Raw genomic sequence first — 16,303 nt, 5'->3', positions numbered from 1 at the left:
TCTTCCAACAAGTGTTCCCTTGTCTTAACCCAGCACGACACGATCATCTGCCATTTTTTTGCCGCTAATCCGTTCGAATTCACCAAGCAACTCAGGCACAGTTAACGTACGCTTGCGCTCTTCGCTGACATCCAGAATAATTCGGCCTTTGTCCATCATGATCAGACGGTTACCCAGACGAATGGCCTGCTCCATATTGTGCGTCACCATCAATGTAGTCAGTCTCATCTCACGCACAAGTGTCTCCGTCAGTTCCGTGATCAGTTCGGCACGTGATGGGTCAAGGGCTGCCGTATGCTCATCCAATAGCAAAATTTGCGGCTGGGTAAAGGTCGCCATCAACAGGCTGAGTGCCTGGCGCTCCCCGCCAGACAAGAGACCCACTTTTGCATTCGGACGCTTCTCCAGTCCAATTCCCAGCTTCTCCAGTTGCGTGTTAAAAATCTCCCGTCTGGCACGGGTAACTCCGAAGCCTAGTCCGCGTCCTTTGCCACGTTTGTATGCCATCGCCATGTTTTCTTCAATGGACATATGTGGTGCTGTTCCTGCCATCGGGTCCTGAAATACCCTGCCAATCCAGCTGCTACGTTTATGCTCCGGCAGGTTTTTAATGGAGCGGTCATTGATCAGCACATCGCCCATATCCGGCTTCATCACACCCGAAATGATGTTCATCAGCGTGGATTTACCCGCTCCGTTACTGCCAATCACCGTCACAAAGTCTCCCGGATTCATCGTCAGATTCACACCAACCAGCGCGGTCTTCTCATCCGTTGTACCTGGGTTAAACAGCTTGGTTACTTGCGTAATCTCCAGCATGATCACATACCTCCCTTCGCCTGTTGACCCCCGGATCGCATCAACTCTTCCGTTCGTTTGCGAGCCAGACTACGCTGCTTCATGGAGCGCTGCATCGTTGGGAATACAAGGGCAATAATGACGATCACCGCGGTGATCAACTTCAGATCAGATGTATCAAACCATTCCACTTGAAGCGCAAGCGCGACCACAATCCGATAAATGATTGAACCAACGATCGCTGCAAGTGTAGCCCAGAATACCGTTCTTGCTCCAAGAATGGCTTCACCGATAATGACGGAAGCCAGTCCAATAACGATCATACCGATGCCCATCGTGATGTCTGCAAAACCTGATTGCTGTGCAATGAATGCACCAGATAGTGCAACCAATCCATTGGATAAGCTGACACCTACAATGGTAGTCACATCCGTATTTGCACCAAAGCTGCGAATCATACGTTTGTTATCACCTGTCGCGCGGAGTGCCAGTCCAACATCTGTTTTCATGAACAGATCGAGCATGATTTTAAACACCAGCACCACGATGATAATTAACACCATGACATGCTCACCTGAGAATGGATTATCCATGCCCATAATGGATTTATTCGGTGCGCCAAGAATACGCATATTAATGGAGTAGAGCGCGATCATCATCAAAATCCCGGATAATAATCCGTTGATTTTGCCTTTGGTATGAAGCAGACCTGTACAAGCCCCAGCCACCATGCCGCCAGCCATTGCCGCCAAACAGGCAAGCCAAGGAGAGAAGTCATTGGAGATCATAACCGCCGCGATTGCGCCTCCTGTTGTAAAACTTCCGTCTACGGTAAGGTCAGGAAAATCGAGTATGCGGAACGTAATATAAACACCAAGTGCCATCAGTGCGTATAGAAGCCCCAGCTCGATCGCCCCTTCAATTGAATTCCAGCTTATACTCACACTACTTCCTCCCTGTCTATCGAAAAGAATGAGGCGAACCCGTTGCACGTCCGCCTCGCATCCATACTGCCGGATTACACTCCGGTCAGATTATTGAATCAATCTCATAACTCATTAAATTTATGAATTGATTCTATTGAATAATGTTGTTTTCCTGGTCTTTTACTTCCGCTTTCATCTCATCCGTAACCGTGATACCTTGGGCTTCAGCCGCTTTCAGGTTCAGGATCAGATCCAGTTTGTCCGGAACGGTGACTTTCATATCACCAGGATTCGTACCATTTTTCAGAATGTCCGCGGCCATCTCACCAACCTGATATCCATGGTCATAATATTTGAAGCCAACGGTTGCGAAAGCTCCTTTTTCAACGGTATCCCGATCACTGGAGAAGAACGGAATTTTATTACTGTTTGCCGTTTGGATGATCGTATCCACCGCACTCACGACAGAATTATCCAGTGTAATGTAGAAGGCATCTACTTTGCCAACGAGGGAATCCGTAGCCTGTTTTACTTCAGATGTATTCGTAACTGGTGCTTTCACCAGCTTGATATTATGTGTTGCGAGCGCTTTTTCAGCGTTATCTGCCATAACCACCGCATTTGGTTCACCTTCGTTAATGACCAAGCCCACCGTTTTCACATCCGGCAGATTTTTAGCGATAAAGTCAGCCAATTGTAAGATAGCCTCCGGATTCGTGTCGGATGCACCTGTAACATTGCCGCCCGGCTTATCCATATCGGTCACCAGTTTGGCACCCAACGGGTCTGTTACCGCTGCGAACAACAATGGCTTGTCCTTCACTTGTTGAGCCAGCGCCAGCGCAGATGGTGTTGCGATTCCGAGTACGAGATCATTTTTGGAATCACCCGAGATTTTCTGTGCAATGGACAGGTTGTTCGTCGAATCACCCTGCGCGTTATTGTAATCGATTTTGAGGTTCTTGTTCTCTTCAATGCCCGCATCCTTCAGGGCTGCGATGAAACCTTCGCGTGTAGCATCCAGGGATGGATGTTCAACAATCTGCGAGATGGCAATCTGGTATGATTTTTCCTCGCTGCCTCCACCTGTTGTACTTCCCGATCCTTCGGATTCCGAGCCTGTACCGCTGTTATTTCCGCAACCTGCTGCAACGATCATTGAAGCAACCATCATCAGTGACATCCAAAATTTCTTTTTCATGTGTGAGAACCCCTCTCCATCTTATAAAATGTGGTTACCCTTATCGAGATTCCATTGACACGATAGGGCGGGACAAAACAAACGCTTCAACGCATTGTTGCTTTGATCGACAAAAGCAGACAAATATAGACTTTTCTCATGCGACTGAAGTCCATGACCCGTGTTGGTGTTTTATTGTTCCCCTAATATTAAGGGGCGTCCCGATATCCGTCAATGGTTGAACCGCTTCCAATTTACTTTCATCGTATGGTTGTGATAGAAAACATTACATAACGACGAAAAAGCAACCTGCAAGTTATGCGAATGGCTCGTCAAGAAGCTGTAATGTGCTTAGGCGCTTCACGTTGACCAGCTGCACCAAGCCAACGTGTTAGCGCCAAACAATAGAATTGCCCTTTCTCCAATGCTAACGAACCCGAGACATCTTATTGGGGGAATAATCACGATATGCAAATCCTAACGAACCTCATACTCGTTATTCATTCAAATATTAGAATTCGATACCGAGAATCAGCCAAATTAAGCAAAATAGCGCCTTTACGATTCGTTAAATTTTGAAAAGATCTTTGGAGAGGAAATTAACGTCTACAGGGTTCGTTAGAGAAATTTCTTTCATACAGTTTCACGTAACGCAGGATATAAAAAAGAGATGGCCTCGACGAAACTCGATACCATCTCTTCTTCTTTACACTTTGAATATCTTTTATTATCTTTTTTTCAAACTCTCACCAATTAATTCCCCGACGCTTCGCGAATCTCATACTTGCACCTTTTGCCGCCATCGGCGTAACATTCAGTACGCTCCACCTCAGCTTGGAGTAGCGAGCGGAACAGTTCCAGTTCACAGCGGCAAGCCTGCTTGTAGACACTCGCGACTTGTACAATCGGGCAGTTCATTTCCGTAATGACGTAAGTTCCATCGTCTTCTCTGGACGCATCCGCCATATATCCGTTGGCATTCTGGATTCGAGCGAGTTCCTCCACCCGTCCAGCCAGATCCTGGCCCTCCATCTGTGGCAATCCGCTGCGAAGCAACTTGTCCCGGCGACTCTCGAACAATGCATCTACCACACCGCTCCCGGCTGAGTCAGACAATTCTTCAAGAAGTTCCAGCGTAAGGGACGAATATGATTTTGGAAAAAAGCTGTCCCCGCGTACCGTCAATTGGTACACCGAGGAAGGACGTCCGGCCGTAGCCCGGGCCTCCCGAACCTCAATCCAGCCGTCCTGCTCCAGTGCCGTCAGATGACGGCGAATGGCCATGCCGGTCAGACCCAGATCAGCTGTCATTTCCCTCGCGGTCAATGTACCTTGCTGCTTCAGCATGAACAAAATCCGTTCACGCGTCGTTCGTTCCTCTTCGCGCTTCACGATCAGCACCTGCTCTCCTGCTTATGCGTGTACCGGTGCTGCCTCCCGGCAGGCATCCGAGCAAAAGCGGTTATGCGTCTCTTCGCAATCCTCACAGCTTACATGCTGTAGGTTGCAGGTTGGACAATTAATATATCGGTCATGTGTCGTTCCACAGTGATAACAGCTGGCAATGACAATATCCTCTTCTGTCCGGTTAATCGGTACAGAGATCCGCTCGTCAAACACGTAACACTTACCATCGAACAGATGGCCTTGTACTTCCGGATCTTTACCGTACGTGACAATACCGCCGTCCAATTGAGCCACATCCTGGAATCCTTCATTGATCATGAACCCAGTCAGCTTCTCGCAGCGAATGCCGCCAGTGCAATAGGTAATAATCGTTTTGTCCTTCATGTCACCCAGGTTCTCGCGGATCCACTCCGGAAACTCACGGAACGACTCCACATCTGGACGGATGGCCCCGCGGAAATGACCAATTTCGTATTCATAATCATTGCGACCATCGATAACGATAACGTCATCACGTTGTAGATGTTCATGGAACTCTTTCGGCGAAAGGCGTTTGCCGCTAGTCACATTTGGGTCAAGTTCATCTTCCACACGGAAGGTTACCAGCTCTGCTTTGTGACGAACAAAGATTTTTTTGAACGCATGCTCCTCGACATCATCAATCTTGAACACCATGTCGCTGAACAGCGGATTAGCCAGCATATCTTTCATGTACTGTTCCGTCTGTTCTGGCGTTCCGGATACCGTACCGTTAATGCCTTCGGATGCGATCAGAATACGGCCTTTCACACCCAGGTCCTTACAGTATTGCAGATGCTCTTGTGTAAACGTCTCGGGGTCTTCAATCTTCACGAACTTATAATATAAAAGCACGCGGTACGCGCTGTTACACATGTATATCACCTGTTCCTATTCCATGTTGTTATTAGCCGGATCATCCGGCAAGACGACTACGTTGCACCCTTACTGTTAAAAAGAAAATAAACAGCCGCCCGAAACATCGTCTCGAACTGCTGCCTGACATTCGACTTTTATTCCTGCATTCTAGTTTATCGGAAGCGGAACAGCTTAGTCAATATAAATGTATAGTAAGGCATGAAAGATATGGAACATATCTGTCCGCACCATTCACCCTATTCCGAGATCGTAATGACCGAGGTTACAAAGTGATACGATTCATTCTCCAATACCGCCTGCGATAACAGGATTTTATTTCCTTTCGGGCTCCAGGCGAGTGGGTCAGAAGCGTTGTCCATATCGGCCGAGATCTGGAACTGTTCTGCCGACTCCGTGTTGGAGACAAATAGCCCTTTCTCATTATCATTCTCAGAATTGATGGTATATGCAATCTTGGAATCATCACCCGACCAGCTTGTGCCGAAAATCTGTGTGCCTCTGGCAAGCGTGGCCTTCTCATTGCCTTCCAGATCGGTGAGCACCAGCGCCCGTTTGGTATCCGCTGTTTTTTTCACAATCGCAAGCCTTGTTCCATCATTAGATGGGATGACCCACTCCACACTTTTCAGCACCTGTTTTACGTCACCCGTCTTCGCATCGTATGCATTCAACTGGCCATCTTCGCCCGTAATATAATAGAGCATATTGCCTGACACCTTGATACTCCGTACATTGAAATTACCTGTTTCCACCAGTATCTTTGTTGTACCGTCCACACTTGCCGAGATCAGATCACCCTTCATATTAGGGAAAACGACATGTTCATTATCCAGCCACGCGCCCTCTTGGATAAATCCATCCTCCTTGCCAGCAGGGGTTGTCTCCCCGTTATGCAGGTTCAGGAAGTAGCCTTTGCCCGTATTTTCCTCCGGCTCGCGGTAGAACAGGTACTGACCATCCGGTGATACCAGCGGTGCACCCAGACTGGCTTCACTTTCTTTGAGCGGCGTGTCTGTACCTTTCGTCAGATCATACATATATAAGTTATGCGGGTATCTTTCCTGACCTTCAACCGTGACGGGTTTCAAGGACTTGTTCTCTTTGTCGGATACAATCCAATCATCACTTAGCCATGCGATTCCGCGCATATTCGGCAATTTATCAATCTTCTCCAGCTTGAAGCTCTGGTACACGGACGTGTTGGTATTATCTTTTACCGTAATATCCGTGCCCGTTTTCCCGCCTTGTGCGTTGCCCCCCGGCTCCGTTGTTCCCCCGCATGCCGCTGTCGTTAACAGGGCAATGGCTCCGAACGTGCCCATAGCTGCTTGTTTCCAATTCATGATGGTCCCCCCTGGTTTCTCTTGCTATAGACCAAGCATATACATCGCATACTTCCAAAGTTATTCAGACTTGTTTCGAACTTGTAAACTTGAATCAGCCAAAGGGAACATGAGCTGGAACGTCACACCTTCCCCATCTTCTGGATCGCCCGACAGCAGGGTGATTGTACCGCCCTGTTTTTCAACAAACTGCTTCACGAGAGATAGACCCAGTCCGGTTCCGCCGGTTTTTCTGGCTCTGTCTTTGTTCACGGTGTAAAAGGGTTCAAAAATCTTCTCCCGCGCCTCTGCCGGGATCGGCGTACCCGAGTTATAGATGCGAATGACCGCTTGACGCTCCTGCATCCGCAGTTCATTCTTCACCCGGATCACACCATCCGGAACGTTATATTTGATGGCATTATCCAGCATGTTGATGAAAATATGCATAAGACTCTCCCGATCGCTGCGGATCACCGCCGGTTCAAGATCCAGTTCCATGTTCAGCCCGAATTTCTCGGCTTTCCCCCGCATCCGGCCACAGGCATCCTTCAGCAGAGCGCTGACCTCTACATCTTCGGCCTGGTTCTCGAAGTCATACTTCTCCAGGGCAGATAAATGTAAGACTTTCTCGACCATCTCGTACAGCCGCTCCGTTTCTTTGCCAATGTTACTTGTGGCATCATCAAGCAGTTGCGGATCATCCTTATACATGTCGAGCAGCTCCACATAAGCTTTGATCGATGTCAGTGGTGTCTTGAATTCATGGCTGATGTTACCGATGTATTGTTTCTGCTGCTGTTCCAGCGCCTGAAGTTTCTCAATCGCCAGTTGCAGCTTCTGCTGCTCCGCATGCATGGCTGTGATATTTTGCTGAATGGATGTACTCATATAATAAATGCCCTGCCCCAGCTCCCCCAACTCATCCTTGCGCTTTAAAGGAGACTCCGTAATGTAATTCCCTTCGCGAATGGAATCTGCAGACTTTTTCAGCCGAGTAATCGCAACGGCAAACCGATTGTAGAACAGATAACCTAATATGAAGCTCAGCGCAACAACGACAATGCCCGCCCATATGAACAATTGAAGGATGCGAGTATAGAATTCATGGTAGCTTTGGACCGGATATTGCATCCATACTGCACCCATCTGTCCATCCGGACCGTCCAACGGTGCCGCATAGAGCAAGGTATCCCCTTGTTCATGATAGGCAATTTTATTTTGCAGTGCATAGTTGAGCGTATCCTGAACAATCGCACTCTCCCCGGAACTGATCGATGAGCCAACTTGCTGGCCCTTCATATTATAGAGAGCAATTGGCAATCCGGTAGAGTTGGCCAGTTCCTGTGCAAGCCTGCGGCCGTTTTGTTGTAAAAAGACTTCCTGTTCAAGATGAACGGACTCCGTGTAGTAGGCTTGTCTCACGTTCAAGTTGACCAGCCGTGTCTGTTGGGACAGAATACCCTCAATCTGTGACTGCTGATTGCGTTCAATACCGCGCAGAACCAGTGAACTAAGCACAACCACGGTCAGGATAAGCAAGGCTGCCAGAAAAACACTGAACTTCAGCTTGATGCTGACTCTCATATGGCCCCGCCTGTTTCAGGCGCAGATGCTTTGTAACCAATCCCGTACACGGTCTGTAATTTTTGCTGATCCGTATCTCCAATTTTTTTACGCAAACGCTGGATGTGAATGTCTACGGTTCGTGTACCACCCACATACTCCATGCCCCACACTCGATCTAGTAGATCGTCTCGTGTGTACACCCGCTCGGGATTGGACATGAGAATGGTCAGCAGGTCGAACTCTTTTGGTGTCAGATCCAGCTTCTCCTCATTCACGGTCACTGTGCGGTGAGCAACATGAATACGCAGTGTGCCATTCACGATGGCCTGATTCTTCGAATCGTCAGGTGGTGGACTGCTTTTCTCTACACGGCGCATGAGCGCTTTCACCCTTGCGAGCAGTTCACGGATCTCGAACGGTTTGGTCATGTAATCATCGGCGCCCATTTCCAGGCCAACGATTTTGTCCACGATATCATTTTTGACGGTCAGCAAAATAATGCCGATATCCTCGCGGTCCTCCAGCCTGCGGCATACGCCATATCCATCAAGCCTTGGCATCATGACGTCCAAAATCATGACCTGCGGATGAAACGATGCGACCTTGACCAAGGCCTCTTCGCCGTCACTCGCAGTATCTACTTCATATCCTTCGCGCCGCAGCGCGTAAGCAATGGCACTGACAATACTTGATTCGTCATCTACCACGAGCACTTTTTTATTCATGGGATTCATCCTCTACGTTACACGAGATAACTTCAAGTGCAGTACCGTCTTCTGATCGCTGTTATCCCCAGATTTCTTTAATCCCCTTCTTCCAAAGGGGAAATCCGGTGATAAAGGGCGTAGCATATGCTTCCGAAGTAGCTTTCTGACAGAAAGCTTTGAACTTCGTTTCTTCAGACTGGTTCTGCACTCTTCGTTTTCGTGTAAATATTCAGTTCTTTTTATTTATGTTAGCAAGGTCTTTGCGATTTAGCTATGGATGAGTTTGCAATTTGTATGAGAAGCTTTCATCCTCTCAGCTTGGACTTGGCTCTACTTTCTTTATACCCCAATGACGACAAAAAGAGCCAACCCGTGATTGGATCAGCCCTTAATCTATAGATTCCCGTTTCAAGTTACTGTTTAGGCAATAACTTCTTAATTTCATCTTCAGAGAGTCCAGATGCTTTAACTATAGCAGAGAGATCTACGCCAAGTGTGAGTAACTCACGAGCCATTTCTCTCTTGCCTTCAGCCGCTCCTTCAGCTCGTGCGCCTTCAATCATTGATTTTTCGTCACTCAATGCTTTCATTCGAGCATCGTAGGCCATTCTGGTGGACGCATCCTGACTCAGAAATTCCAGCGTATCCATCGCCTTTTTCAACATCGGTTCATTCATGGCCAGCACCTCCCAGTTTGATGTATCTATTCCTTTCAGGAATAATAACCAATTCACGAGTCCGCCTTTTTCCATCGGAACAGAATACTCATCCAATTTGGTTAGTTCCATCACATGTATTTCGATATCATCCGTCAAACCAATACCTGTATGATCTTCTCGTAAATGAAAAACATTGTGATATCGCTCATTATCCAGACAGGAGTAGTTGAGTATATTAATAGTCACGCATTTTTTGAGTAGACTATAGTTTTCACCCTTTTTTATCTGATGAAAGTACATCTCACTCCAATAAAACAACGTCCTTTTCTCCATGTTATACGGGTTAAACAGCTGCATTTCAATGTTAATTAGTTTGCCTTCTACCGTCTTTGCTTTAATATCCAGAATGGATTGTTTATCCTCTGGACTATCCTTATCTGTATACGTGTTAACCACAGTGATCTCCGTAAGAGGAGATTCGCCGGTCTCTATAAACGTGCTGTTCAGAAAAGCTAACAAAACATCTTTGTTTTGCTCACTTCCAAAAATGCGTTTGAACACAAAATCTACTCGTGGATCGAGTAATTCCGTCACTCAGCATCAGCTCCATTCTCACCAGCATTATATCATAATTCCCATATAGCCTCAGCTTGATAATGGATCTGCACATAAATTGCTTCTACTCCTCAAATGACAGATTCAGCGGCTCGTCCGACATCTCGTACTCTGTCTCCATATGTGTCAGTGGTGTGTTCAGATCAACCTCCTCGAAGCGGAAGCTGTCGACCCACACTTTTCCTTTGCCGTTCAAAATAACCCCGAATGAAATGACCGCGCTGCCCTCCGGCACATCAAGCACAATACTGTACTGATTCCATGGCTGCGTACCCGTGATTGGCCGATCATGCATGTTATCAAATTGAAGTACATCATGGACGTTATTATCCACACGCATCCATAATCCGCAGAACGCATCCACACGCTCGGTCTTCACGAATCCCGATAATTTCATTCGCTTACCCACATACTTGTCCGCTCTGAACTGTTGCATCATTGTTGCAAACTCGTTGGGCTCCATTGGCGTAACGGCCTTCAAATATCCTGATGCTTTTCCCTGATGCACTTCGGCCGGATCAATGCCCATCTCATAATTCTGCGGGTGACTCCCGGTTAACATCCAACCTGTAATTGTTGACGTCTGGTTCATCTGTAATTCTCCTCCTCTGGTTCTTCCTTCGAATAATTTCAGATCGAACAATTTGCGAAAACGTCCTGGTGGCATGCCATATAATTTGCGGAATGCACGGGTGAAGGCTTCTTGACTCTCAAAACCACAAGCCAGAGCGATGTCCAAAATGCCCGCATCCGTCGATCGGAGGGTGGTGGACGCCAGACTCATCCGACGGTTTCGGATATAATCCACCACGGTCATGCCCACCTCATTACGGAAAATTCGATGGTAGTGATATGGCGACAACAACGCCTCGGATGCCACTTCTTCCAGCCCAATCTGCTCATGCAGATGAGTCTCAATATAGAACAAACTTTGCTGAATCATTGCACGGTAACGGCTCAACTGAGGTAAAGCCCCCTTCCATATCCTTACTATACGTGAATGGTGTAACCGCTGTTTTGATCAATTTTGCTATCTTCACCTCTGCTTACCTCTGCCGGAGATGCAAAAAGAGCCAATCACGGATGGAATCCTATCCGTAATTGACTCTTCTGGGAAACCGCCGTCCTGTGGCTACTCTAGAGCCACTTCATTGATCTACAGCAGGTTCATTTATATCTTTGCACAACATTCTTCGTCAGACAGCCGGTACCGGCTGTGCACCAACCTCTTCGTCATCATGCTCCACCAATTCATGTTTCTCCCAAGCTCTGCTCTTCCAGCGGAAGAACATAATGACCGCGCGGGTCCACTCATCCGCGGCAATGGCAAGCCACACACCCGCGAGCCCCAGATGAAGCTTGAATATGAGCAGGTACCCCAGTGGCAGACTCATGCAGACCATGGAGATCAGCCCCATGTATACCGGGAATTTTGCATCCCCTGCCGCACGCAGGGAACCAATGATTACAATATTGCAGGTACGCCCGGTTTCGAGCAAAAGACTGAGTAGAATCACTTGAGCCCCCAGCTTGATAATTTCCGGATTATCCGTAAATATGCTCATCAGCGGCACACGGAAAAAAATGATGATTACATCAATGATAACCGTGGCAAGAAGGGCCCATTTTACACTGTCAAAAACACGTTTGTACGCATCGTCTTTGCGCCGCGCACCCACAAGCCGACCTACAATGATCGATGTCCCCATACCAATCGCCATGCTGAACAAGTAGATATAGCTGGAGATGTTACCCGCATACTGCTTGGTTGCCATAGCTTCTGCGCCCAGATAGGTCACATACAGCGTGAACACGAGCTGGCAGGAATGATATACCATGGATTCCATCGCAGACGGAATGCCAATCCGCAGAATTTTGCCAATGAATTTCTTAGACAACTTAATGTAGTATTCAAAATCCACCCGTACCTCGCTCACACGATACAACAACCAGAAGAAGATCAGCAGGCAGATAAACCGGCTTCCCACCGTAGAGATTGCTGCCCCTTCCACTCCAAGCTTCGGAAGGCCGAAGTGTCCAAAGATCAATGCATAGTTACCAACAACGTGAATCACGTTCATGAATACAGCGACATACATCGTTTCTTTGGTATAACCATGTGTACGAATCGTCGCAGCCAGCGCATTAATGAGCGCCTGAAGGAAGATACCGCCACCGACTATATTTATATACGAACGGGCAAAATCATAAATTTCGCCTTGAATGTTCAGGAGTGATAACAAATGTCCTCCGAACAGAAGGAAGATTCCGCTCAGGACCAGACCTACGATAAGATTCAGTGTGATCGCATTACCCGTAACTTGTGCTGCTTCACTTAACTTTTTGGATCCGATATATTGTGCGACTACAATCGCAGCACCATGTCCAATGACTTCCAATACAAGGATAGCGATAGAAATAATCTGATTGGCTGCTCCAACGCCGGAGACCGCATTATCGGATACCGAGCTGAGCATGAGCGTATCCACGCTCCCCATCAACATAAATAAGAAGAGTTCCAAGAAAATAGGCCATGTAAGTCGAATCAGATTCAGATCCTTGGCATCAGAACGAAGGGACTCTTTGGTTGAGGATATTGCTGTCATTTTCTCACCTTTCCCATGTGGGCTTTAATTCTTAGGGTATGTTAGCACAGGTGGTTTGAAAATGCAGTAGTTTTGCGAAAATAGTTGAAAGTTTTTTGTAATTCCATAAATAGGTATTTTCACTGCTTTCATAAAGCCCCATTTCCGTAAGCTTATCAGAGGTTTCAGAAGACAAAAAAGGCCCCTCCCAACTCGCTTTTAAGCAAGTAATGGAAGGACCTTGGACCCTCAACCTTTTAACCTTTAACAGAACCCGCAGCAATGCCCTCCACAATTCGATTACTCAAGATGAGAAAAGCAATCAGGATTGGCATAATGCTAATCATCAGCGTTGCACCAATGGCTCCCCAATCCGTTGTGTATTGACCAATAAAGTTCTGTACCCCAACAGTCAGGGTTTTGTACGAATCTGTACTGATGAACGTATTAACAAAGATGAATTCATTCCAGTTATAGATCATGTTAATGATCGCCGTTGTGGAAATGACCGAAGACGTCATCGGCAGCACAATCCGAAAGAAAATCCGATGCACGGAGCAACCATCCATCACTGCGGCTTCTTCCACTTCCCGGGGGAGAGCGTAGTAGAATCCAAGTAGAATCATAATGGTAATTGGCATATTAAAGGCAATATAAGACAGGATGACTGACAAAGGGTGATCTGTGAGATGAAGCTTCAGGAACAAGCTGAACAGCGGGATCAACGTGGAGTGTACAGGGATCATCAGACCCACCATGAACAGCCCCAGCACCAGCGAACGACCTTTCCAGCGCATACGTGTAATGGCAAAGGTCACCAGACTGGCGAACAGCACGGTGATCACCACCGAGACCACCGTAATCCATACACTGTTGAAGAAGTACAAGCTGATATTTCCCTCTGTCCATACCTTGACATAGTTTTCCCAACGCGGAGTGGCAGGAAGGGAAAAAGGCGCCATGTCGAATACTTCCTGATTATTTTTAAGCGAGAACAACAGTAGCCATACCAAAGGTAAAATTTGCAGCAAAGCTACCAGGGACAAGAGGAAATACAGCAGAATATAGCCAAATCTCCTTAACCATGCCGAACCTCGGCTTGTCCCCGGGTAAGTTGGCAATCTAACGGCCGTATCCGTCTTCACCGGGATGGACCTCCTTTCATTTCACTAGGGCGTGTCTGGAAACTCCGAAGGTGGCAGATTTTGCCGAATTTTCGTTCCAAGCAAGGAAATTTTCCGCAGGCGTGCCGGGGCACGTCAAGGGAAAGTGACGCAGCAGGGGGCGAAAAGGCGGTAAAAGATGCACTTCAGCGAGTTTTCAGACACGAACTAGCGTCAGGAATACTGGATCGTATCTTTGGATGCTGTCGCTTTTCGAAGCAGCCAGGTAACAAGCAGACAGATCAAGAGCAGGAAGAACCCTACAGCACTGCCGTAACCAAAGTCGAAGCTACGGAACGCCTGACGATACATATAGGAGGCCATCACTTCGCTGGAACCATTCGGTCCGCCATCGGTCATCACGTAGATGAGATCAAAATACTTGAGTGAGCCTACCACAGCCAGTACCACAGTCACCTTGATGACTTCTGTAATAAGGGGCAGCTTGATTCGAAAAGCGATCTGCCAAGGACTTGCCCCATCAATCCGGGCTGCTTCCACCAGAGATTCCGGAATATTTTTGAGGGCCGCATAATAGATCAAAATATAGAAGCCTGCATACTGCCATAGAATCGGTACGAACAGTGCATACAGCACCAGTGATGGCTCCGCCAGCCAGGCTGGCGGATTGCTGAAGCCGATCGCTTCCAGAAAGGTGTTCAGCACACCATTGCTGGGATGATAGATCTTCAGCCATAACTGGGCGATCGCGACCGAAGACAGCAGCATCGGGATCAAATATATTTTGCGGAACAGATTGGCCCCCTTGATCTTGCCTGACAGCACCAAAGCGATCATCAGATAACCGATCAGACTCAGCGCAGAGAACAAAGCAAGCAAAAAAGTATGGTTCGCACTCTGCCAGAATGTTCCGTCTTGAAGAAGTCTGGCGTAATTATCCAATCCAATAAAGGTCATTGCACCGATCCCGTCCCATTGCATCAACCCATAATACCCGGTGAGCACGATCGGGATGTAGACCAAGACCAGCAGCAGAAGCAGTGCAGGAAGCACGTACAACGCAGCAACGAGACGGTTGGACATGACTTTGTCCATCACATTATCCTCCCTTCAAGCGTTCAAACGTGTGTACGTCAATTGCCTTTATCAATTGCAGCCTGATGATTCTTCACAAAGTCCTCCGGTGTTACCGCTTTGCCAAACAACGCCTGAATCATGTCCAGATGTGCCTGAGCGGCTGCCGGTTTCATCTGTACGTCTGCAAAGAGTGTAAGGCTGCTGGCCTGATTCAATTCGTTGAGAAGGTCAATGTAAAGCTGTGGTAGCTGTACTGCAGCTGTATCCACTTTGGTTGCCGGGATGACGCCTGCTTCAGTTACCGAACTTTCACCCCATTTTTCCACAAAGTATTGCACAAACTTCTGCGCTTCTTCCTTCACTTTGGAGTTCTGGGCCACGAACAGTCCTACACCTGGACCACCTACCCAGCTGTTAATATCGCTCTTGCCATCTTCCATTGTTGGGAATTTGAAAAATCCGATCTTGTCCTTGAATTCCTGCGGGATGTCCGGGTTGGTCGTAAAGTTTGGCAGTTCCCAGGTACCCATCAGATACATGGCAGCTTTTTCGTTCATGAATTCGGATTTGCCCTCATCGTTAGACAACCCGTTGAAGCCTTTGTTGAAAGCATTCATATCCACCAGTTTTTGTACCTCGGCAGCAGCTTGAGTCAGCGCAGGATCGTCAAACTTGCCAGAGCCATTGATGGCCTTTTCCAGTGCATCTCCACCTAACCGATTCGCCAGATACATATACCAGAGTGAGCCAGTCCAGCGGTCTTTATTGCCCAGTGCGATCGGCACCTCACCGTTCTCTGTCAGTGTCTTCAGCATACTCAGGAATTCATCGTACGTTGCTGGCGGCTGCAAGTTATATTTTGCAAAAATGGCTTTGTTATAATAAATGGGGGAGATATTCAACTCAATTGGTAGCGCATATGTTTTACCGTCTATCGCATAAGCTTCTGTTGTTCCGGCTATGAATTTCTCGCCCAGAGAGTCACTCAGCAGATCATCGACCGGTGCGAACAGGTTCCCCTTCACATAAGGCTCCAGAAATCCGGCAGCCCAAGTTACACCAACATCGGGAAGTTCATTGGATGCCGACAGAATTTTCAATTTGTTCTTATATTGTTCATTCTCCAGCACTTCCTGCTTAATGGTTACATTCGGATGATCCGTCTGATACTGCTTGATGATATCGTTGACCAGTTTGTTTTGCTGTGCGGAACTGCCTGCTGGCCAGAGGTGCATGAATTTGAGGGTTACTTTCCCATCTGTGCCGTTGCTGCCTGTTTCACCCTCTTCATCCGAACTTGAACTGTTACATCCGGATAAAATTACGGCGAGAACCAGCGTCCATGACAGAAGAATGGCCATCGTCTTTTTGCTCATTATTCCAACCCCCTTGGTTTTTTCGGTTAATGTAACCGCTTTAACCAAATTGTAGCACGGG

At 47.5% G+C, this 16,303-nt stretch carries 14 protein-coding genes; all 14 read right to left on the bottom strand.

Annotated elements, in window-relative coordinates; genetic code table 11:
• Positions 1-24: 24 nt before the first annotated feature.
• Complete coding sequence (locus C170_RS04360; RefSeq protein WP_036606660.1) at positions 25-819, bottom strand: ABC transporter ATP-binding protein; 795 nt, start codon at positions 817-819, stop codon at positions 25-27.
• Between the two features lie 2 nt (positions 820-821).
• A complete protein-coding gene (locus C170_RS04355) occupies positions 822-1,682 on the bottom strand; it encodes an ABC transporter permease (RefSeq protein ID WP_047841071.1) in 861 nt (286 codons plus the stop codon).
• A gap of 193 nt (positions 1,683-1,875) precedes the next feature.
• A complete protein-coding gene (locus C170_RS04350) occupies positions 1,876-2,925 on the bottom strand; it encodes an ABC transporter substrate-binding protein (protein WP_036606656.1) in 1,050 nt (349 codons plus the stop codon).
• A 732-nt stretch (positions 2,926-3,657) separates the two neighbouring features.
• Complete coding sequence (locus C170_RS04345) at positions 3,658-4,305, bottom strand: helix-turn-helix transcriptional regulator (RefSeq protein ID WP_081745846.1); 648 nt, start codon at positions 4,303-4,305, stop codon at positions 3,658-3,660.
• Between the two features lie 12 nt (positions 4,306-4,317).
• On the bottom strand, positions 4,318-5,205 hold the full coding sequence (gene trhO / locus C170_RS04340; RefSeq protein ID WP_036606654.1) for an oxygen-dependent tRNA uridine(34) hydroxylase TrhO: 888 nt from the start codon (positions 5,203-5,205) through the stop codon (positions 4,318-4,320).
• Between the two features lie 239 nt (positions 5,206-5,444).
• A complete protein-coding gene (locus C170_RS04335) occupies positions 5,445-6,551 on the bottom strand; it encodes a TolB family protein (protein ID WP_051447007.1) in 1,107 nt (368 codons plus the stop codon).
• 60 nt (positions 6,552-6,611) lie between these two features.
• A complete protein-coding gene (locus tag C170_RS04330) occupies positions 6,612-8,117 on the bottom strand; it encodes a sensor histidine kinase (RefSeq protein WP_036606652.1) in 1,506 nt (501 codons plus the stop codon).
• Positions 8,114-8,824 (bottom strand): response regulator transcription factor, encoded by a 711-nt coding sequence (locus C170_RS04325; protein WP_036606650.1) that lies wholly within the window; start codon positions 8,822-8,824, stop codon positions 8,114-8,116. Before C170_RS04325 ends, C170_RS04330 begins: the two co-directional genes overlap by 4 nt.
• A 395-nt stretch (positions 8,825-9,219) precedes the next feature.
• Entirely contained in the window at positions 9,220-10,059 is an 840-nt protein-coding gene (locus tag C170_RS04320; RefSeq protein WP_036606647.1) for an Rpn family recombination-promoting nuclease/putative transposase, read from the bottom strand.
• A gap of 85 nt (positions 10,060-10,144) precedes the next feature.
• Positions 10,145-11,041, bottom strand: coding sequence for a helix-turn-helix transcriptional regulator (locus C170_RS04315; RefSeq protein WP_081745845.1), 897 nt, complete (start codon positions 11,039-11,041; stop codon positions 10,145-10,147).
• A gap of 235 nt (positions 11,042-11,276) precedes the next feature.
• Positions 11,277-12,686 (bottom strand): MATE family efflux transporter, encoded by a 1,410-nt coding sequence (locus C170_RS04310; RefSeq protein ID WP_036606645.1) that lies wholly within the window; start codon positions 12,684-12,686, stop codon positions 11,277-11,279.
• Between the two features lie 236 nt (positions 12,687-12,922).
• A complete protein-coding gene (locus tag C170_RS04305; protein WP_036606719.1) occupies positions 12,923-13,786 on the bottom strand; it encodes a carbohydrate ABC transporter permease in 864 nt (287 codons plus the stop codon).
• Positions 13,787-14,002: 216 nt separating this feature from the next.
• Entirely contained in the window at positions 14,003-14,884 is an 882-nt protein-coding gene (locus tag C170_RS04300; protein ID WP_036606643.1) for a carbohydrate ABC transporter permease, read from the bottom strand.
• 38 nt (positions 14,885-14,922) lie between these two features.
• Positions 14,923-16,242: an extracellular solute-binding protein gene (locus tag C170_RS04295; RefSeq protein WP_036606641.1), complete on the bottom strand. Its 1,320-nt coding sequence runs from the start codon at positions 16,240-16,242 to the stop codon at positions 14,923-14,925.
• Positions 16,243-16,303 lie beyond the last annotated feature (61 nt).

The sequence above is a fragment of the Paenibacillus sp. FSL H7-689 genome (genome assembly GCF_000517905.1).
GTDB lineage: Bacteria > Bacillota > Bacilli > Paenibacillales > Paenibacillaceae > Paenibacillus > Paenibacillus amylolyticus.
Note: the sequence above shows the minus strand (reverse complement) of the source record. Positions and strands in the feature narration are given on the sequence as shown.